Below are 20,306 nucleotides of genomic sequence, written 5' to 3'. Positions count from 1 at the left end.
ACCATGGCGGCGATGCCGGTGCGGGGCGGGCATCGCTTCACCCCGCCGGCAGCGTCACGGTCGCGGTCAGGCCTCCGCCCGGCGCGGTGGACAGGGTCAGCGTGCCGCCATGCAGTTCGGCCAGCTCCCGCGCGATCGGCAGACCAAAGCCATGGCCTTCCCCCGCTTCGTCCAGCCGGACGCCGGGGCGCAGCGCCTGGGGGATCGCGTCGGCGGCGATGCCGGGGCCGTCATCGGTGATCGCGATCCGCACCGCCGCATCGTGGCGCTCCGCCCTGATCCGCACCGCCTGCCGCGCCCAACGCCATCCATTGTCGATCAGATTGCCCAGGATCTCCGCCAGATCCTGCGCATCGCAGCGCACGGCCATGTCGTCCGCCACCGCGACCTGGCTGCGGATGCCGCGATCGGCATGGATACGCGCCAGCGCCGCGACCAGATCGGCGACGATCGGCGCGACCGCGATCCGGTCCGCCCCGGCCGGACCATCGCTGGCGGCGCGGGCGCGGCCGAGATGGTGGCGGATCTGCCGCTCGGCCCGGTCGAGCTGCGCGGCCAGCCGCCCGTCCGGATCATGCCCGGCGAGATCGAGGCGCAACGTGGCCAAGGGCGTCTTCAACCCATGCGCCAGATTGGCGACATGGCCGCGCGCCTGCTTCAGTTGCGCGGCATTGTCGTCGATCAGCGCGTTGAGCCGCTCGACCAGCGGGAGCAATTCGGTGGGCGAATCGACCGTGACATGGCGGCGGCGGCCGGCGCGCACCTCCGCCAGCATCGCCGCGATCGTCGCCAGCGGCCGCAGGCCCAGGCGAAGCTGCACCAGGGTCGCGACGCCGAGCAGGCCACCGAGCAGCGCCAGCATCGCCAGCAAGGGGGCCAGCGCCGCCTCCACCGGGCGGGTGATCGCGCGGCGCGGGACGGCCACCGCCACGCGTGCCGGCCCGGCGGCGGTGGGTATCGTCGCCCAGCGGCCATGCACGCCGCCGGTGCCGGTCCGCTGATCGAACGGATGGCCCGCGCCCGGCGATGGCGGCGGCGCGCGATCGGCCGGCGGCGGCTGGCGGCCGGGATGCGGCGGCGGTGGCGGCTTCGGGGGTTCAAAGCCCTCCGGCGGTACCACCGGGGTAGGCGGCGTCCCGCCGGTGGCCAGCGGATCGAGCCATGCCATGCCGGCGCGGGCGCGCGGCGTCACGATCCGCCAGGGCTGGTCGCTTTCCCTCGCCAGCCGCGCCAGCAGCGCCGTATCGAGCGTGCCGTCCTCGCGCACCGCCGCGCCGTACGCCAGCAGCCGGTCGTCCAGCCGTGCGTCGATCGTGCCCGTGACATAGCGGTCGAGGATGCCGGCGATCGCCACCCCCGCCACCGCCAGCGCGACCAGCGTCGCGGCCGCCGCGACCAGCGCCAGCCGTCCGCGCAGCGACCGGGGCACCCGTATCATGCCGCCCCCGCCGTCAGGCGATAGCCGCGCCCGCGCACCGTCTCGATCCGCTCCGCCCCGATCTTGCGGCGCAGGCGGCCGACGATCACCTCCAGCGAGTTGGAATCGACATCGGCATCGCCTTCATAGACCCGCTCCAGCAGGTCGAGCCGCTCCACCACCACCTCGCGGCGCAGGATCAGCGCCGACAGCACGCGCCATTCGAAGGCGGTCAGCTTCAGCGGGAGGCCGTCCAGCTCGACCTGCCCGGTCTGCGCGTCGAAGCTGAGCGGCCCGCAGCGGATCACGCTGGCGGCATGGCCGGCGGCCCGGCGGACCAGCGCGCGCAGCCGCATCACCAGCTCCTCGGTGCGGAACGGCTTGGTCAGGTAATCGTCGGCCCCGGCCTTGAAGCCCTGCACCTTCTCCGCCCAGGCGTCGCGCGCGGTCAGGATCAGGACGGGCAGGGTGCGGCCCTCGGCGCGCCAGCCCGCCAGCACCGACAGGCCGTCGCGACCCGGCAACCCCAGGTCGAGCACCGCGACGTCGTAATTCTCGGTACTGCCCAGATGGCCGCCATCGATGCCGTCCGTGGCCAGGTCGACGGCGAAATGCTCGGCCCGCAGCGCACGCGCGATCCCAGCGCCCAGCGCCGCATCATCCTCCACCAGCAGCACCCGCATCGCATCCCTTTCCATGATCGGCCCTATGCCCCGGGTCTAAACCGAAACTGAACCGCGCGGTTCAGTGGGGGTCGGGGGCGAATCGGTAGAAGGGGTCATCAACAAGGAGACGACCCCATGCCCCCCATCTTCCGCAACAATCTGCGCACCGGCCTGGCCGGCGTCGCGCTGCTCGCCGCCGGCATCACCGGCGGCGCGGTGGTTGCCCGCTCGTTCGAGCCGGCGGTCGAGATGGCGCCGATGCGCGCCACCCCGATCCGATCGCTGACCGCCGGCGACTCGGTCGTCACGGTCAAGGGCCGCGTCGCCGAGGTGTTCGGCAACAAGTTCGTGCTGGACGACGGCAGCGGCCATGCGCTGGTCGATACCGGCCCCAAGGGCGATGACGCCGGGCTGGTCGCTACCGGTGCGCCGGTGACGGTGCAGGGCCGGTTCGACCGGGGCATGATGCATGCCTCGTTCCTGGTCGACGGGTCGGGCAAGGTGGTGGCGCTGGCCCCGCTCGCGCCGCCGCCGCATGGTCCGGGCGGCCCCGGTGGCCCCGGTGGCCCCGGTGGCCCCGGTGGCCCCGGCGGTCCGGGTGGTCCGGGTGGTCCGCGTGACCGCAACGCGCCGCCCCCCCCGCCGCCGGCTGGCGCACCGGCTCCGGCTGGCGCACCGGCTCCGGCTCCGGCCGCAGCGGCCCCCGCGCCGGCTCCCGCCACGGCGGGCTGACCGGAAACCCAGTGATCGTTCGGCGCGTTTCGGGGCTTCACCGCCCTGGAGCGCGCCGATCGTCATGTCGTCCATCCCCACCGTTCCCGTCCAGCGCCTGCCCGTGAAGCTCGGGCCCGACCCGCAGCGGACCGTGATCCGCCCCTTCCTGCCCTCCGATCCCGCCGGCTTTGCCATACCGGGCCATCCGCGCCCCGGTCGCATCATCGCCCGCGTCCTGTCCCTGCCCGAATCGGCGCTGGACGACGAACTGGCCCGCGTCCGGGCCTCGCTCGACGAGCGGCACCGCGATGTCGATGCGGTGCTGCTCCGCCAGTTCGACGCGGTGCGCGACCAGCTGCCCGATCCCGATGCCGTCACCCTTTCGCACCGGCTGCTGATCGGGGCCTATCTGAGTGCGGAATATGCCTTCGAATCGGCGGCGCTGTTCAACCCCAGCATCGTCGGCATGGGCGAGGAGGCGGACGGCGCGATCCGCTTCGTCCTGTCGCTGCGCGGGATCGGCGAGGGCCATCTGTCCTCCGTCGCCTTCCGCACCGGCTGCTGGCAGGCGGACGGCACGCTGGTGCTCGACCCGGCCAGCGAGACGGCCGTGCCGCCGATCGTCGGCCCCGCCAGCGGATGGCACGACCAGGATACGGTGCAGCTCGATTGCCGGGGGAGCCGCGAGCCGTCCGAGACCGTGCTCTTCCCCGTCCTCGACAGCCAGGCGCGCGGGATCGAGGATCTGCGCCTCACCCCGTTCCGCCGCAAGACCGGCGAGACCACCTATGTCGGCACCTATACGGCAGTGGGCACCGACGCGGTGCGGCAGGAGCTGCTCCAGACCGACGACTTCCGCAACTTCAAGATGCATCCGGTGCGCGGCGCGCTGGCGGGCGCGAAGGGCATGGCGCTGTTCCCGCGCCGGGTCGGCGGCCGCTTCTTGGCGATCGGGCGGCAGGACAACGAGAATCTGTGGCTGTTCGAATCGGACGATCCCTTCACCTGGAACGGTGGCCGCAAGATCCTGGAGCCCCGCTACCCCTGGGAATTCGTGCAGATCGGCAATTGCGGCTCGCCGATCGAGATCGACGAGGGCTGGCTGCTGCTGACCCATGGCGTCGGGGTCGTCCGCAACTATTGCATGGGCGCGGTGCTGCTCGACAAGGACGATCCGTCGCGCGTGCTGGGCCGCCTGTCGATGCCGCTGCTGGAGCCGGGGCCGGAGGATCGCGACGGCTATGTGCCCAATGTCGTCTATAGCTGCGGGGCGCTGGTACGCGGGCGGACGATGCTGCTTCCCTATGGGATAGCGGACGAATATACCCGTTTTGCCACGGTCCCCATCGATCCGCTGCTGGCGGCGATGGATAATCAGGCTTTATAACAGCGGATTAACCCGTGTGCTGTAGGATGCGCCGTGGTGATGGAATCAGGGCGAATCGAGGCGGACGGGGTGGCGGGGCGACCGATCAGGACGATATCGGCCGCCGCCCTGGCCTATTGGGCGGTGACGTCGCTGTCGCTCGTCGCGACCGGCGGTCTCGACGGCGCGGCCGCGATGTGGCCGGCGAGCGGCGTTCTGCTGGCGGCGCTGCTGCTGGTGCCGGCCGGCTTCGCGCCTGCGACCCTGCTCGCCTGCGCCGCCGGCAGCACCCTGGCCAATCTGGGCATGGGCACCAACCTGCCGATGGCGGCGGGCATCACCGGCGCCGACCTGGTCGGCGGCTGGCTGGGCGCGGTGCTGATCCGCCGCTGGGGCATCGCGCGACCGTCCTTCATCAAGCCCCGCGATGTCGCGCGCTTCACCACCGCGACCGTGATCGGGGGGGTGGTGAACGCCGCGATCTGGGCGGTGGTCGGCGGCCCCGGATGGCAGTCGATCCTGTCCTGGTTCACCACCGACACATTGGGGATGCTGATCGTCGCGCCGATGGTGCTGACCACGGCGGCCTTGTACGATCCGGCGGAGGCGCGGGCGGGTCGCCCCCGCTCGGGTGGCGAGGCGATCGCCCTGCTGGCGCTGGTCGCGGCGGTGACGTTGGCGGTATTCGCGCAAGACCGCTTCCCTCTATTGTTTCTGCCGATGGTCGCGCTGCTGATCGCGACCTATCGGCTGGGGCCGTTCGGCGCCGCCGGCGGGGTCACGATCGTCGCGACCGTCGCGACGCTGGCGATCAGCCGGGGACTGCATCCGGCGCACCTCCTGGCCGGTTCGCCGGCCGCGACCGCCTTCTTCCTGCAATTCTATCTGCTGGTGCTGTTCGCGACCGCGCTGCCCTTCGCCGCGATCCAGTCGGCGCGGGCGCGACTGACGGCCGAGCGCGCGGAAAGCGAGCGGCACCACCGGCTGCTGGCCGAATGGTCGAGCGACATCATCGGCCGAATCTCGGTCGATGGCGTCGTCGTCTATGCCTCGCCTGCCGTCCAGCGGGTGCTGGGTTTCACCCCGGACGAGGTGCTGTCGCAGGGGCCGATAGACCTGATCCATCCCGACGATCGCGAGACCGTGCTCGCCAACTGGCGGGGCCTGGTGGCCGGCCGCCCCGGCCATGACGTCTGCGTCTATCGCCAGCGCCGCCGCGACGGCGCCTATGTCTGGCTGGAGGCGGCCTATCGGCTGGTCCCGGTCCAGCAGACCGAGGGCCGGCCGGCGGACGGGCAGGGGGCGGAGGTGATCGTGTCGGTTCGCGACATCAGCCGGCGTCGCCAGGCCGAACTGCGCGCCGATGCGGCGATGCACGAACTGCGCGACGCCAACCGCCTGCTGGAGATGGCGGCGCGGATCGCGGGCGTGGGGCATTGGCGCTATTCGATCGCCACGGGGACGTTGGCGTGGAGCGCGGAGGTGTTCCGCCTGCACGGCCTGAACGTCACCGATCCGCAGCCGACGCTGGAGCAGGCGATCGCCTTCTACCACCCGGACGACATGGTGCAGGTGCGATCGGTGGTCCATGCGGCGATGGTCGAGGGCGGCGAGTTCGAATGCGCCGCACGCGTCTGCGGCGGCGATGGCCTGGTCCACCATGTCGTGGTCCGTGGCCGGGGCGAGATGGCGGCGGATGGATCGCCCGCCGCCTTGTTCGGCATCATCCGCGACGTGACCGAGCAGGTCGAATCCGAAGCCGCGCTGCGCGCCGCGCATCTCGCCGCCGAGCAACTGGCCGAGCGCGCACAGCGACTGGTCGACATCGACGCGTTGACCGGCGTGGCCAGCCGCCGCCGCGCGCTGGCCATGCTGGACGAGGCGCTGGCGACCGCCATGGGGCAGGGCCAGCCCCTGGCGGTCGCGGTGCTCGACATCGATCATTTCAAGCAGGTCAACGACCGTTGGGGCCATGGCGAGGGCGACCGGGTGCTGCGCCGCGTCGCCCGCGCGGCGACGGAGGCGGTGCGCGCCACCGATCTGGTCGGCCGGCTGGGTGGCGAGGAGTTCGTGGTGATCTTCCCCGGCGCCGGGCAAGCCGTGGCGCTGACGCTGGTCGAGCGGCTGCGGACCGCGATCGCCACCAGTGCGGCGCACCCTGCGGACGGGCCGCCGGTCACCGCCAGCATCGGCATCGCACTGTACCGGCCGGGCGCGACCGCGACCTCGCTGCTCGGCGATGCCGACCGGGCGCTCTACCGCGCCAAGGCGGAGGGTCGCAACGCGGCACACCTCGCCGCCTGAACCCATCCTGCCGAATACGCGTTCCCCGCGCCGACCACGAACCGGATCGAGAGGAATCGGCATGAGCATCGGCACGTCATTGGGCATGGGCGGCGACGGAACGCAGCAGCGGAAGGTCCGCTATGCCATTGTCGGGCTGGGCGACATCGCGCAGGAGGCGATGATGCCGGGCATCGCGCATACCGGCAATTCGGAGCTGGTCGCGCTCGTCTCCGGCGATCTCGACAAGGCGCGGCAGGTGGCGGAGAATTACGGGCTGGACGCGGTCTATGCCTATGAGGATTTCGCCGAGCTGCTCGCCTCCGGCACGATCGACGCCGTCTATGTCGCGACCCCCAATTGGCGTCATGCGGAATTCGCCATTCCCGCGCTCGATGCCGGCATCCATGTGCTGTGCGAGAAGCCGCTGGAGATTTCGGTCGAGCACGCACAGGCGATGCTGGCGGCGGAGCGCCGCTCCACCGCCAAGCTGATGACCGCCTATCGCCTCCATTTCGAGCCGGCGACGATCGACGCGATCAACCGCATCCGGGCGGGCGAGCTGGGCGAGCTGATCGCCTTCTCCTCCTGCTTCGCGCAGATGCTCGACCCCGCCAACCACCGGGCGCGCAACGGGATCGAGGGCGGTCCGCTGTTCGACATGGGGGCCTATCCGATCAACGCCATCCGCTACCTGTTCGGGGAAGAGCCGGTGGAGGTCGTATCGGCGATCGGATCGCGGCATTCGGAATCGGGCTATGCGCAGGATTTCGACGACACGGTGGCGGTGACGCTGCGGATGCCGGGCGGCGCCATCGCGCAGTTCGTCGTCAGCTATTATGCCAATACCGTCGACAGCCTGGTGATCGCCGGCACCAAGGGGTCGATCCAGATGCGCCCCGCCTATGGCTTCGGCATGGCGCTGCGCCACCAGCGCATCATCGGCGAGGATGAACGCGAGGCGAGCTTCGCCGAGACCGACCAGTTCGGCGGGCAGATGCGCTATTTCTCCGACTGCATCCTCCACGACCGCGCCGTCGAGCCGGATGCCGAGGAGGGACTGGCCGACCTGCGCGTGATCGAGGGGATCGTGCGCGCGCTGGAGACGGGGCAGCCCCAGGTCCTGCCGCCCTTCACCCGCACCCGCCGCATCGATCCCGAGCAGGTACAGGGCCTCAGCCCGGTCAGCGCGCCCGATCTGGTCAAGGTCAGCGACCCGACGCGATAGGCCCTCCCGGCGCATCCCCCGTTTGCACAGGGCTGGCAGCGACGGATGGGGGACGCTAGGAGCCGGGCCATGACCGACGACGCGATGCAGTTGCGAGCCGAGGCGCTCGCCTCCAAGGCCTGGCCCTATGAAGAGGCGCGCAAGCTGCTCGCGCGCTGGCCGGAGGGGAAACCCGGTGATGCGCCGATCCTGTTCGAGACCGGCTATGGTCCGTCAGGCCTGCCGCATATCGGCACGTTCAACGAGGTGCTGCGCACGACGATGGTGCGCAACGCCTTCCATGCCCTGTCCGACCGGGCGACCCGGCTGATCGCGTTCAGCGACGACATGGACGGCCTGCGCAAGGTGCCGGACAATGTCCCCAATGGCGCGATGCTGGCCGAGCATCTCGGCAAGCCGCTGACCCGCATCCCCGATCCCTTCGGCACGCATGACAGTTTCGCCGCGCACAACAATGCGCGGCTGCGCGATTTCCTCGACCGCTACGGCTTCGATTACGAATTCGCCTCCTCGACCAACTATTACACGTCGGGGCGGTTCGATGCCGCGCTGAAGCTGGTGCTGCGCCATTTCGACGCGATCCAGGGCGTGATGCTGCCGACGCTGCGCGCCGAGCGCGCCGCCACCTATTCGCCGGTGCTGCCGATCAGCCCCCGGTCGGGCGTGGTCTTGCAGGTGCCGATCGAGGTGGTCGATGCCGAGGCCGGCCTGATCGCCTTCGAGGACGAGGGCGAGCGGATCGTCCAGTCGGCGCTGGGCGGCCTGTCCAAGCTGCAATGGAAGGTCGACTGGGCGATGCGCTGGGTCGCGCTGGGCGTCGATTACGAGATGGCGGGCAAGGACCTGATCGACTCGGTCATCCAGTCGGGCAAGATCGCCCGCGTGTTGGGCGGCCGCCCGCCCGAGGGCTTCAATTACGAGATGTTCCTCGACGAACATGGCCAGAAGATCTCCAAGTCCAAGGGTAACGGCCTGTCGATGGACGAGTGGCTGACCTATGGGCCGGAGGAGAGCCTGGCCTTCTTCGCCTATCGCGAGCCGAAAAAGGCCAAGCAATTGCACATGGGCGTGATCCCGCGCGCGGTGGACGAATATTGGCAGTTCCGCACCAATTATCGCGGCCAGGAACCGAAGCAGCGGCTGGGCAATCCGGTCCACCATATCCATGACGGGCTGGTGCCGGACGAGACGCTGCCGGTCAGCTTCGGCCTGTTGCTCAACCTCGCCAGCCTGCCGGGCGTGGGCGACCGCGAGACGATGTGGCGCTTCCTCCAGCGCTATGACGCGGGCCTGACGCCGGAGGGCAATCCGGCGCTCGACCGGCTGGTCGGCTATGCGGTCGCCTATGCGCGCGATTTCGTCGCGCCGACGCTCCAGCGTCGCCCGCCGACCGAGGGCGAAGCGGCGGCGCTGCGCGACCTGGACGCGGCCCTGGCCGAGCCGGTGCCGGCCGATGTCGATCTCGCCGCGACGCTCCAGGACCGGGTCTATGAGATCGGCAAGCGCCATTACGGCAAGGAGGCTTTGCGCGACTGGTTCGGCGTCCTCTACGAAACGCTGCTCGGCGCGTCGCAGGGGCCGCGCATGGGCAGCTTCTTCGCGCTCTACGGCGTGGAGGAGTCGCGGCGGCTGATCGCGGAGGCCGTGTCGGCGGATTGACGGGCCCCCGGGCTCCTGTGTTCGCAGGGGCCCGGCCGTGTGCTTTGTCGCGATCCCGCCCGAACCGTCCCGACCGTCAGGTGACATGCCCCGATCCCATCCTCCGCCGCCGCCCGAACCGTCCGCCGATCTCCCCCTGGCCAAGGGCAGCGCCGGTTATCGGCGGCTGACGCTGGCGATGCTGTTCGCCGGCTTCTCCACCTTCTCGCTGCTCTATGCGGTGCAGCCGCTGCTGCCGCTGTTCGCGCGCGACTATGGGCTGAGCGCGGAAGGCGCGTCGCTCGCGGTGTCGCTGGCGACCGGGCCGCTGGCGATCGGCATATTGGTGGCGGGTTTCGTCTCCGATCGGATCGGGCGGCGGCCGCTGATGATCGCGGCGATGTTCGCCGCCGGTCTGCTGACGCTCGCCGTCGCGGTCGCGCCCGGCTGGTATGCGCTGCTCGCGCTGCGGCTGCTCACAGGCCTGGCGCTGGCGGGGGTGCCGGCGGTGGCGATGGCCTATGTCTCGGAAGAGGTGGACGTCGCGTCGGTCGGATCGGCGATGGGCCTCTATATCGGCGGTAGCGGCCTGGGCGGCATGGGCGGGCGGCTGGTCGCCAGCGTCGTCGCCGATCTTGCGGGCTGGCGCTGGGCGCTGGCGGTGGTCGGTTTGGCCGGCCTGGCGATGGCGGAGGCGTTCCGCCGGCTCGCACCGCCGTCGCGGCGCTTCGTCGCGGGGACGGGCGGGCTGGGCGCGGTGGTCGGCGCGGTGCGGCCGCTGTTCGCCGATCCGGGGCTGCGGCTGCTCTACATGGAATCCTTCCTGGTGATGGGCATCTTCGTCACCATCTTCAACTATGTCGGCTTCCACCTGCTGGGCGCGCCCTATCACCTCAGCCAGGCGACGGTCGGCGCGATCTTCCTGATCTATATCCTGGGCTCGATCAGCTCGGCCTGGTTCGGCGGCTTGGCGGGGCGGGTCGGCCGGCGGCGGATCTTCCCCATCCCGGTCGCGGTGATCCTGATCGGCGTGGCGCTATCCGCCGCGCGGCCGCTGGTCGCGGTGATCGCCGGCATCGCCATCGTCACGATCGGCTTCTTCGGCGCGCATTCGATCGCCAGCGCCTGGGTCGGCCGGCGCGGCGCGGCGGCGCGGGGGCAGGCGGCGGCCTGGTATCTGTTCTTCTATTATGCCGGGTCGAGCGTGTTGGGCACGGCGGGCGGCATCGCCTGGACGCGGGGCGGCTGGCCGGGCGTCAGCCTCTATTGCGGCGGGCTGGCCCTGGCGGCCCTGATCGGCGCGGCGTTGCTCACCCGCGTCAGGCCTCTGGCGGTGGAGCCGCCGGACGACGGCCCCACCCTCCCGCTCTAGGCTCAGGCGAGGCGCAGGACGCCCCGGCCCCGTCGCCGCGCCGCCATGCCGACCAGGGCGAAGCCGGTCAGCATCAGCATCCAGCTGGTCGGCTCCGGCACCGCCAGCGCGAACTGGCGGTTCATCTCCTGATAGGCGGCGCGCTGCACCGCCGCGGTCGGATGCGTGCCGTCGAACGAGAAATAGCCGGCGCAGCCCGAGGCGATCGCCGCCGCGCCCGCCGCCTGGCAGGTGGTGGTCAGGTCGAGCGCGGGCAGGCCGAACCGGCCGGGATCGACCGACAATTGGTTGAAGAAATCGGTGAAGCTGAATCGGTACAGCGTCGTGTCGGACGACAGCTTCAGATCGCCCAGCGCCGCGTCCAGATAGGCGTTGGCCTGGGTGTTGATCGCTCCGGCGGTCGCCACCGGAAAGTCGGTGATCAGGATGTTGCGCACGCCCAAGCCGTCCAGTCGCTGCACGCTGGCGGCATATTGGCTGGCGGCGTCCTGCAGATAGCGTTGCGGATCGGCCCCGCCGATCGTCCCGGCGATCGCGCCGAAGACGTCGTTGCCGCCCGCGTTCAGCACATAGAGCCCGTTGCCGTCGGCGGTCCTGCCCAGCGCGACCTCGTACAGGTCGATCTGCCGCGAGAGATCGGGGACGATGTCGCCATTGTCGACGATCCGCGCGCCGCCAAAAGCGAAGTTGCGCCCGCCGAGCAGCGAGGCGGTGGTCGGCCGGCCGAACAGGTCGATGCTCAGCAGGTCGGTATAGTCATAGCCGTTGGTGAACCGGCCCTGGAAATAGCCGGCCGCGGGCGATGGCATCTGGCCACCGGTCAGGGCGTAGATATTGCCCGCATCGACCAGGCTGTCGCCGAACACGGTCAGCGAGGTGTAGCTGGAGGTCATTCGGGTGGCGGCGGCGGGACTTGCCAGCCCCAGCGATGGGGCCACCAGCATGGTGGCCAGGAGTGACGCTTTCATCGGCTTCCTCTCTTGCTGCGGCGTCGTTAACCACGCCTGCCCGCAAAGATGCGCCGTTTCCGCGACTTAGCCAAGCGGTGAGTCGCGCCGATCGTCTCGGAGCGACTCACCCGCGATCATTTCACGCCATGCATCCAGCGCTTGATGAGCGGCGACAGCAGCAGCAGGAACAGGCCGATGCCGACCGCGATCCAGCCGATCGTCCAGAACACGCCGGTATAGGTGTCCAGGCTGACCTTCAGGTTGGTCACCTGCCCGCCCACCGTCTCCACGCTCGCCACCTGCGCGACGATGCCGGCGACATATTGCGCGACCGAGATCGACAGGAACCACACGCCCATCATCATGCCGACGATGCGCGCGATCGACAGCTTGGTGATCATCGACAGGCCGACCGGCGAGATGCACAATTCGGCGAAGCTGTGGATGAAGTACAGGCCGGCCAGCCACCAGATCGCGACCTTGAAGGTCGGGCCGACCATGGTCGCGCCCCAGACCAGGAACAGGAAGCCCGCGCCCACGCCGACCAGCGCGATCGCGAACTTGACCGGCACCGACGGCTCCAGCCCGCGCCGCGCCAGCCCCGTCCACAGCGCCGACATGACGGGGGCGAGCAGGATGATGAACAGCGCGTTGAAGAACTGGGTCTGCCCGGCCGAGATCGAGAAGAGGCCGAACACCGACAGGTCGGTATTGCGGTCGGCGAACAGCGTCAGCGACGAACCGGCCTGTTCGAACAGCGTCCAGAACACGACGTTGAAGACGATCATCACCATCGCCGCCAGCATCATCTGGAATTCGCGCCGGTCGCCCTTCACCGCCGACCAGATCAGGATCGCCGGCACGCCGATCAGGAAGGTGCCGAACAGCAATTTGCCCATCAGCGACAGGCTGGCGATATAGCCCATGATGCCCGAACCGGGCACCGGCGGCGTCGCGTTCATCAGGTTGATGAACAGCAGGTAGAAGATCGGCACGCCGAGCAGCGCCAGCGCATAGATGCCCAGCGCCCGGTCCTTGCCGCCCTGGCGCACCGCCAGCGGCGGCTCGCCATAGCCGCTCAGCTTGCCGCCATCGAACTGGATCAACGCCCAGCTGAACACCATGCCCGCCGCCGCCAGGCCGAAGCCGGCCCACCAGCCGATCGCATCGGCCAGGAAGGGGCAGAGCAGCTGCGACAGGAACGAGCCCAGGTTGATGCCCATGTAGAAGATGGTGAAGCCGGCATCGCGGCGTCGATCGCCCTGCGCGTAGAGCTCGCCGACCATGGTCGAGATATTGGGCTTGAAGAAGCCGTTGCCGACCGACACCAGGCACAGGCCGAGCAGCATGATCGTGACGTAGAGGTCGCTGCGCTCGCCGCCCGCGACCAGCTTGCCGGGGGCCACGGTGCGCGTGACGCGGCCGTCCGCGGCGACCAGCGCGGCGCTGCCGTCCTCCTGGCCCTGGATCTTCAGCCGCTGGCCGTTGTCGATCAGATATTGCGTCTCGCCGCCGCTCGCCGACTGGTCGACCTGCACCGCATAGCGCTGGCCGTCGATGGTCGCGATCGGCCTGGCGCTTTCGCCGCCGAAGCAGAGGATGAAATAGCCGATCGACATCAGGATCGCGCCGAACTTCACCGCGCGCTTGAAGCCCAGATACTGGTCCGCCAGCCAGCCGCCGACCAGCGGCGTCAGATAGACCAGCGCGGTATAGCCGCCGTACAGGCCGGTCGCCTCGCGGTCGCCGAACACGAAATGCTTGGTGAGATACAGCGTCAGGAGCGCCCGCATCCCGTAGAAGCCGAACCGCTCCCACATCTCGGTCGTGAACAGGCGCGCCAGCTGGCGGGGATGGCCGAACCAGCTTTCCTGGGCGGCGGGATTGACATGGGTGATGTCCGGCTCGCGCGGGGTGTCCGCGGTCGGGGTGTCCACCATTCGAGATACGCTCCCTAAATACACGGCTCCGGGCACGGGGCCCGGTCGGTCATCGTCCGTGACCGTTCGATGGCGACGGACCCTAGCGGCAAGCGCGCGCGTGTAAACATCCCGTGCCGCCGGGCATGCCCCGGAGCCGCGGAGGAGGGTGGGGGTGCAGGGGCTTCGAAACGCCTCGCTTTCGTCCCGGCCTGTGCGGGATCGTCGCGAGCGCCGGCGTTCCATCGCGATGGCCATCTGCCCCGACAAGGGTCGGGGTAAGTTGTAGAATGTTTTGAATGCTTTGTGGATGTTGCTCCGTTCCGGGATGGAGGCGGATCAGGGGCGGAAACCCGGTCTCGCGAAGGACCGGCGTCCCGTCAGGCCGTGACCAGAGTCGGTCGCGGGCGTTCGCGCGCGGCGAGTTCCTGTTGCCGGTCGCGTTCGGCCCAGTCGATGATCTCCATCCGGCCATCGCCATGTTCGACCAGCGCGGTGCAGCTCTCCACCCAGTCGCCGTCGTTATAATAGGTGATCTCGCCGAACTGGCGGATCTCGGCCGAATGGATATGGCCGCACACCACGCCCTCCACCCGGCGCTCGGCGGCGGCGTGCGCCACCACCTCCTCGAAGCGCGAGATGAAGGCCACGGCGTTCTTCACCCGCTTCTTCATATGCGCGGCCAGCGACCAATAGGGCAGGCCCAGGCGGCGGCGGCACCAGTTGACCAGGCCGTTGCTCTTCAGGAGCAAGGTGTAGGCCCCGTCGCCCAGAAAGGCCAACCACTTGTGGTAGAGGACGACATTGTCGAACTGGTCGCCATGGATCACCAGCAGGCGGCGGCCATCGGCGGTGACATGCACATCCTCGTCCAGCAATTCGATGCCGCCGAACTCCAGCCCCGTATAGTCGCGGAAATGCTCGTCGTGATTGCCGGGGATGTAGATCACGCGGGTGCCGTGCTTGGCCATCTTCAGGATCGCGCGCACCACGTCGTTATGCGCCTGGGGCCAGTACCAGCCCTTGCGCAACTGCCAGCCGTCGACGATGTCGCCGACCAGATAGAGCGTCTCGCACTCATGCGCCTTCAGGAAGTCGAGCAGCATCGCCGCGTTCGAGCCGCTGGTGCCCAGATGCACGTCGGAGACGAAGATGGTGCGATAGCGGGTCCGGCGGGGGGCGCGCCCGTCCTCCTCGTCGCCGCCGTCCCGGTCGGGCAGGGCGAGCCAGGCGGGCAGCGGCGGTGCGGCGCGTCGGTGCGAGCCTGTATCGCCCACCCGGGCGAACGTCCTGACAGCGTGCATCTCGGCCATGTCCGATCCCCCGATCGCGGGACGCGCGGCTGAGCGCGCGCCCATCTTCGTTGCCGGCAGGGCATAGCAGCGGAGTGGGTCAATCCGATGCCATTCCCGTGAAGCTTCGGTGGCGGATCGATGACGGCGGGCATCATCGAAACATCGCAAAAGTGCAACGCGGCTCTGTCACATATCGCCGACCGTCCGTGACAGGTTTCCGCACGAGGAGTTTCTGGTTGGCGACTCAGATGAACAGTATCGGCGTGGCCAAGGCCTATGATCGTTGGGCGCCGATCTATGATCTCGTGTTCGGGGCGGTGTTCCGCCAGGGCCGATCGGTCGCGATCGACGCGGCGGAGCGGGTCGGCGGCCGCATCCTGGAAGTGGGGGTGGGCACCGGCATCTCGCTGCCCCGCTATCGCCGCAGCAGCCGCATCACCGGCGTCGACCTGTCCGACGCGATGCTGGACAAGGCGCGCGGGCGGGTCGCGCGGCTGGGCCTGACCAATGTCGAGGCGATCGAGATCGGCGATGCCGAGCGGCTTGCCTATCCGGACCATGCGTTCGACGTGGTGGTCGCCCAATATGTCGTCTCCGCCGTGCCGCATCCGTTGCGCGCGCTGGACGAATGCGCCCGCGTCTGCCGGCCGGGCGGCGAGATCGTCATCACCACCCGCGTCAGCGCCGATGGCGGATTGCGCGGCGCGATCGAGCGGGGGCTGATGCCGGTCACCAGCCGGCTGGGCTTCCGCACCGAATTTCCCTTCTCGCTCTACAGCGACTGGGTCGCCAGCCGGCCCGACGTCACCCTGCTGGAGGCGCGGCCGATCGCGCCCTTCGGCCATTTCTCGCTCGTGCGCTTCGGCCGGACGGCCGGCGGCAAAGGACAGGACCAGTGAGCAACTTCCGCGCGCAACTCGCCGAACAGCGGTGGGACGACCATCGCTACTATCATCACAGCCTGGTCAACCAGAGCCTGCATTTCGTCAGCGCCTGCACCTTCATGGTCGCCTATTGCCTGTTGCTGGTCGATCCGGCGGTCGCCAGCCTGCTCGCCTGGGGCGTGGCGATGACCAGCCGGCAGGCGGGGCATTTCTTCTTCGAGCCGAAGACCTACGACCATGTGAACCAGGCCAGCCACGAACATAAGGAAGAGATCAAGCTGGGCTACAACCTCTTCCGCAAATGGGTGCTGATGAGCGTCTGGGTGTCGGTGCCGCTGGTGCTGCTCGCCACGCCGACGCTGTTCGACACGCTGGAGAGGCCGGCGGGGGTGATGGATTATCTGCGCCATGTCGGGATCGGCTGGCTGGTCCTGGGGATCGGCGCGATCATCGTCCGCTCGCTCCAGCTCTTCGCGCAATATGACGTGGAGACGGGGCTGGTCTGGGCGACCAAGATCGTCACCGATCCGTTCAACGACTTCCGCCTCTACAAGGGCGCGCCGTTGCGGCTGCTCAAGGGCGAGCGGATCGATCGCCACGAAGCGGTGTGAGATCGGCCTCCCATGTTCCGGCGAACGCCCGAACCCAGGGCCGAGGGCGACAACGCCTGTTGCATGTAGCAACCCTGGGCTCCGGCGTTCGCCGGAGCGCATGGCGCTTCAAGCCACGCCCCGCCCCAAGCGCACCGCGATCATCTCGCGCAGCAGGCGGCGGCGGACGCTCTTGTCGGTCGCGCCCGCCGGGTGCCACCACCAGCCGCCATCGCGCATCGCCCGTCCGGCGGTGACGAACCGCTCGACGATCTCCGCGAACAGCGCGTCGTCGATGTCGAGGCTGAAGATCAGCCGCCCCGTGCCCACCCAGCTCAGCGCCAGTCCCGCCGCCCGGAGATGATATTGCAGCATCCAGTTATAGGCGGAGGGGGCATCGTGCAGCACCGTCCACACCGTGGTCAGATGCGCGACCCGCAGCGGCAGGCCCTCGGCGGCGAGGCGGGCGTTGAGCTGCTCGGCCCGGCCGCGCCAGCGCGCATCCATGTCCGCATAGAGCGCCCGCACCGCTGGCGTCTCCAGCCGGCGGAGAAAGGCGTTCATCGCGGCCATCACATAGGGGTGCGCGTTGAACGTGCCGCGTGCGAAGCAGATGTCGCCGGGCCGGTCGTCGCGCCAGCGCTTCATCAGCGCCGCGCGGCCCGCCAGCACCCCGACCGGCAGGCCGCCGCCCAGCGTCTTGCCATAGGTGACCAGGTCCGGCTCCACCCCGAAATATTCCGCCGCGCCGCCGGGGGCGAGGCGGAAGCCCATGAACACATCGTCCAGGATCAGCACGATGCCGTTCGCCCGGCAGGTCGCCGCCAGCCGCTGGAGCCAGGCGGCATAATCGGCGCGCGCCACCTGGCGCCCGCCGCCGCGCCCCGCGACCAGCTGCCCGTCGGACGGCGCGCCGCCATTGGCGTGCAGCGCCTGGAGCGGGTTGACCAGCACGCAGGCGATGTCGCGCCGGGTCGCCAGCACCTTCAGCGTCCGTTCCGACAGGTCGGCCAGCGTCAGCGTGCCGTCGGCGGGCACGGGGTTGCCGACGCCCGGCTGCACATCGCCCCACCAGCCATGATAGGCCCCGGCGAAGCGCACCAGCCGCCGCCGTCCGGTATGATAGCGGGCCAGTCGCACCGCCTGCATCACCGCCTCGGTGCCCGACATGTGGAACGACAGCTCGTCCATTCCCGACAGTGCGCGCAGCCGCGCGACATTATCGGCCACCACCGGATGCAGCGCGCCGAGCACCGGTCCCAGCGGCTCGGCCATCTCGACGCCCTCGCGGATCGTCTGCTTGTAGAGGTCGTGGCCGAGCAGGTTGACGCCGTAGCTGCCGGTCAGGTCGATCAGCCGGTTGCCGTCCAGATCCCAGACCAGCGGCCCCTCCGACCGGTCGAGAAACGCACCGACGCCGAGCGCCTCGCGCACGCGCCGGCTGAACTGGAAGGGCACGCGGTAGCGGCCGGTGAATTGCAGGTCGGACAGGCCCTCGCGCGTCTCGCGGGTCAGCGCCAGCGTTTTGGGAAAGCGTTCGGCGAAGAGCGTCGCCAGCGCCTCGAACGAGGCGCGCCGCCGCGCCGCGATCTCAGCCGGCGCGCCGTCCGCCTCGAAGAAGCGGTCGTCGCCGTAATCGTAGAAGGGCAATTGCCCCGCCACTCGCTTCGCCATGCGGACATGGCCGCCGAGCGAGGGATGCTTGGCGCGCGACAAAGCGAGCCGGCGGCGGCCCTGGGTGGCGGCGAGCAGGCCGGTGGCGGCCGCGAGCGGAAGCAGGAGCGGATGCATGGCGCCACCAACCCCATCGGCGTGACGCGGCGATGACAGACATGATCGGGACAGACGGGATCGACACGATGACGACAGCCAAGGCGCCGCGCGGATGGATGCGGCTGCTGATGCAGGAGGATATCAACTTCCTGCTGACCAATCGCCTGCCGCGCCGCTGGGCGACGCAGCTGGTGGGGCGGATCGCGCAGGTTCAGCATCCGCTGGTCCGCATCCCGGCGCTGGCGCTGTGGCGCACGTTCGCCGGCGTCGACCTGAGCGATGCGGCGACCCCGCGCTTCCGATCCCTGCGCGACGGCTTCACCCGCGCGCTGAAGCCCGGCGCGCGGCCCTATGATCCCGATCCGGCGGTGATCGCCAGTCCCTGCGACGCGATCGTCGGCGCGCATGGCCGGATCGCGGGCGACCGTGCCTATCAGGTGAAGGGTTTCCCCTATCGGCTGGGCGACCTGGTCCCCGACCCCAGGCTGGTCGAGCGGTTCCGGGACGGATCGTTCGTCACGCTGCGGCTGACGGCGGGCATGTACCATCGTTTCCACGCGCCGCACGACCTGCGCGTGGAGGGCGTCACCTATCGCTCGGGCGACTGCTGGAACGTCAATCCGATCGCGCTCAAGCGGGTCGAGCGGCTGTTCTGCCGCAACGAGCGCGCGGTGATCGAGGCGCGGGTGGAGCCTTTGGGCCTGCCGATCCTGCTGGTGCCGGTCGCCGCGATCCTGGTGGCGAGCATCCGCCTGCACCTGGTCGATACCGAGCGGTCGATCCGCGACCTGGGCGGCGCGCGCCTCGCCTGCGACGCACCGGTCGCCAAGGGGGAGGAGATGGGCTGGTTCGAACATGGCTCGACCATCCTGGTCTTCCTGCCCGCCGGCGTCCGCCTCGCACCCGAACTGGTGGAGGGGCGGGCGATCCGGGCGGGGCAGCCACTCGCCCGCCTGCCCGGCTGATCCGGCGTCAGCGCGCCAGCGGATCGATCGCGTCGTCGGCCGGGTCGGTCGGGCGGGCCAGCGCCTCGACCCGGTCCATCAGCCGCAGGATATTGCCCTGCGCCAGTCCCGCCAGATCGGCGTCGCGCCAGCCGCGCCGCGCCAGTTCGGCGAATAGCGCCGGATAGCCGTCGACCCCGGCCATGTCGGCGGGCGCGGTGCCGTTGATCCCGTCATAATCGCCACCCAGGCCGATGCCGCCGCGCCCGGCGAGGCGGGCGACATGCTCGACATGATCGGCGGCGGTGGCGGCGGTGACGCGCGGCATCGGATGCGCGGCGTCCCAGGCGATCAGCGGCGCGGGGCTGCGCGGGCCATAGACATCCGCCGGCACGCCGACGCTCTTGGCATAGTCGGTCCGTGCCCGGTCCCAGCCGCGCCAGTCCGTCGACAGGAAGGCGGGGTAGAGATTGACCATCACCACCCCGCCGCGCGCGCCGATCGCGGCGAGCAGGTCGTCGGGCAGGTTGCGCGGCGCATCCGCCAGCGCCCGGGCCGCGGAATGCGAGGCGATCACCGGCGCGCGCGACACGGCCAGCGCCGCGCGCACCGTGGCGTCGGCGACATGGCTGACATCGACGATCATGCCGATCCGGTTCATCTCCGCCACCACCCGCCGGCCGAACGGCGACAGGCCGCCGCTGATCGGATCGTCGGTCGCGGAATCCGCCCAGGCCAGGCTGCGCGTATGGGTCAGCGTCAGATAGCGGACGCCGAGCGCATGATATTGCCGCAGCACCGACAGCCGCCCGTCGATCTGGTGGCCGCCCTCCACCCCGATCAAGCTGGCGATGCGACCGCCCCGCATGACCCGCCGCATTTCGGCAGCGGTGCCGGCGCGCGCCAGGTCGCGCGGATGGCGATCGACCATGCGGCGGACCAGGTCGATCTGCTCCAGCGTCATCTCGACCGCGCGCGGGCCGGTCACCTCGGGCGGAATCCATACCGACCAGAACTGCCCGCCGACATGCCCGCGCCGCAGCCGGGCGAGATCGGTCTGGAGCGGATGCGGCAGCGCGCCGCCGTCGCGGTCGATCGCGGTCACGTCGCCGCCCTGATGCGCACGGAGTTCCCAGGCGAGGTCGTTATGCCCGTCGATCACCGGCGCGCGCGCGAGGATGCGGTCGACACGGGCGGGGACGGTATCGGGTGCAGGCGCGGGCACGGCGGCGAGTAGCAGGGCGAGGATCATGTCCGCGTCTCCCATA

16 protein-coding genes are annotated in these 20,306 nt (G+C 70.0%); 9 read left to right on the top strand and 7 right to left on the bottom strand.

Annotation, left to right across the window (positions count from 1 at the left end; all coding sequences use genetic code 11):
* Window positions 1-37: 37 nt before the first annotated feature.
* Window positions 38-1,438 carry a HAMP domain-containing sensor histidine kinase gene (locus tag BRX43_RS03530; protein ID WP_125993440.1) on the bottom strand — a complete coding sequence of 467 codons (1,401 nt, stop codon included), beginning with the start codon at window positions 1,436-1,438 and terminating at the stop codon, window positions 38-40.
* A complete protein-coding gene (locus tag BRX43_RS03525) occupies window positions 1,435-2,100 on the bottom strand; it encodes a response regulator transcription factor (protein ID WP_125993485.1) in 666 nt (221 codons plus the stop codon). Before BRX43_RS03525 ends, BRX43_RS03530 begins: the two co-directional genes overlap by 4 nt.
* A 117-nt stretch (window positions 2,101-2,217) precedes the next feature.
* On the opposite strand from BRX43_RS03525, the gene BRX43_RS03520 reads away from it, so the two are divergent.
* The 6 genes from BRX43_RS03520 (at window position 2,218) to BRX43_RS03495 (ending at window position 10,683) form a co-directional block, all read left to right on the top strand.
* On the top strand, window positions 2,218-2,814 hold the full coding sequence (locus tag BRX43_RS03520; protein ID WP_125993439.1) for a hypothetical protein: 597 nt from the start codon (window positions 2,218-2,220) through the stop codon (window positions 2,812-2,814).
* 103 nt (window positions 2,815-2,917) lie between these two features.
* Complete coding sequence (locus tag BRX43_RS03515) at window positions 2,918-4,183, top strand: glycoside hydrolase family 130 protein (RefSeq protein WP_346962844.1); 1,266 nt, start codon at window positions 2,918-2,920, stop codon at window positions 4,181-4,183.
* Between the two features lie 39 nt (window positions 4,184-4,222).
* Window positions 4,223-6,466: a sensor domain-containing diguanylate cyclase gene (locus BRX43_RS03510; RefSeq protein ID WP_125993437.1), complete on the top strand. Its 2,244-nt coding sequence runs from the start codon at window positions 4,223-4,225 to the stop codon at window positions 6,464-6,466.
* 61 nt (window positions 6,467-6,527) lie between these two features.
* A complete protein-coding gene (locus BRX43_RS03505; RefSeq protein WP_125993436.1) occupies window positions 6,528-7,673 on the top strand; it encodes a Gfo/Idh/MocA family oxidoreductase in 1,146 nt (381 codons plus the stop codon).
* Window positions 7,674-7,742: 69 nt separating this feature from the next.
* Entirely contained in the window at window positions 7,743-9,332 is a 1,590-nt protein-coding gene (locus tag BRX43_RS03500; protein WP_125993435.1) for a lysine--tRNA ligase, read from the top strand.
* A gap of 85 nt (window positions 9,333-9,417) precedes the next feature.
* Window positions 9,418-10,683 (top strand): MFS transporter, encoded by a 1,266-nt coding sequence (locus BRX43_RS03495; RefSeq protein WP_125993434.1) that lies wholly within the window; start codon window positions 9,418-9,420, stop codon window positions 10,681-10,683.
* 2 nt (window positions 10,684-10,685) lie between these two features.
* Here BRX43_RS03495 and BRX43_RS03490 read toward each other — a convergent pair whose 3' ends face one another.
* The 3 genes from BRX43_RS03490 to BRX43_RS03480 all read right to left on the bottom strand — a co-directional run bounded on the left by BRX43_RS03490 (window position 10,686) and on the right by BRX43_RS03480 (window position 14,865).
* Window positions 10,686-11,651 (bottom strand): SGNH/GDSL hydrolase family protein, encoded by a 966-nt coding sequence (locus tag BRX43_RS03490; RefSeq protein ID WP_125993433.1) that lies wholly within the window; start codon window positions 11,649-11,651, stop codon window positions 10,686-10,688.
* Between the two features lie 116 nt (window positions 11,652-11,767).
* Entirely contained in the window at window positions 11,768-13,573 is a 1,806-nt protein-coding gene (locus BRX43_RS03485) for a peptide MFS transporter (RefSeq protein WP_125993432.1), read from the bottom strand.
* 359 nt (window positions 13,574-13,932) lie between these two features.
* Window positions 13,933-14,865 carry a UDP-2,3-diacylglucosamine diphosphatase gene (locus BRX43_RS03480; RefSeq protein ID WP_241214734.1) on the bottom strand — a complete coding sequence of 311 codons (933 nt, stop codon included), beginning with the start codon at window positions 14,863-14,865 and terminating at the stop codon, window positions 13,933-13,935.
* A gap of 230 nt (window positions 14,866-15,095) precedes the next feature.
* Here BRX43_RS03480 and BRX43_RS03475 point away from each other — a divergent pair, with 230 nt between their 5' ends.
* Together BRX43_RS03475 and BRX43_RS03470 are read left to right on the top strand one after the other, a co-directional pair.
* Entirely contained in the window at window positions 15,096-15,746 is a 651-nt protein-coding gene (locus tag BRX43_RS03475) for a methyltransferase domain-containing protein (protein WP_125993483.1), read from the top strand.
* Complete coding sequence (locus BRX43_RS03470; protein ID WP_125993431.1) at window positions 15,743-16,342, top strand: hypothetical protein; 600 nt, start codon at window positions 15,743-15,745, stop codon at window positions 16,340-16,342. Before BRX43_RS03475 ends, BRX43_RS03470 begins: the two co-directional genes overlap by 4 nt.
* A gap of 108 nt (window positions 16,343-16,450) precedes the next feature.
* On the opposite strand, the gene BRX43_RS03465 is transcribed toward BRX43_RS03470, so the two are convergent.
* Window positions 16,451-18,112 (bottom strand): aminotransferase class III-fold pyridoxal phosphate-dependent enzyme, encoded by a 1,662-nt coding sequence (locus BRX43_RS03465; RefSeq protein WP_125993430.1) that lies wholly within the window; start codon window positions 18,110-18,112, stop codon window positions 16,451-16,453.
* Window positions 18,113-18,180: 68 nt separating this feature from the next.
* Here BRX43_RS03465 and asd point away from each other — a divergent pair, with 68 nt between their 5' ends.
* Window positions 18,181-19,059 carry an archaetidylserine decarboxylase gene (gene asd / locus BRX43_RS03460; protein ID WP_241214733.1) on the top strand — a complete coding sequence of 293 codons (879 nt, stop codon included), beginning with the start codon at window positions 18,181-18,183 and terminating at the stop codon, window positions 19,057-19,059.
* Between the two features lie 7 nt (window positions 19,060-19,066).
* Here asd and BRX43_RS03455 read toward each other — a convergent pair whose 3' ends face one another.
* Complete coding sequence (locus tag BRX43_RS03455) at window positions 19,067-20,305, bottom strand: dipeptidase (RefSeq protein WP_241214732.1); 1,239 nt, start codon at window positions 20,303-20,305, stop codon at window positions 19,067-19,069.
* Between the last annotated feature and the right edge of the window lies 1 nt (window position 20,306).

Origin of the sequence: Sphingomonas sp. S-NIH.Pt15_0812, from assembly GCF_003951315.1 — a bacterium.
Taxonomy (GTDB): Bacteria; Pseudomonadota; Alphaproteobacteria; order Sphingomonadales; family Sphingomonadaceae; genus Sphingomonas.
This window is presented reverse-complemented; position numbering and strand designations above follow the sequence as displayed.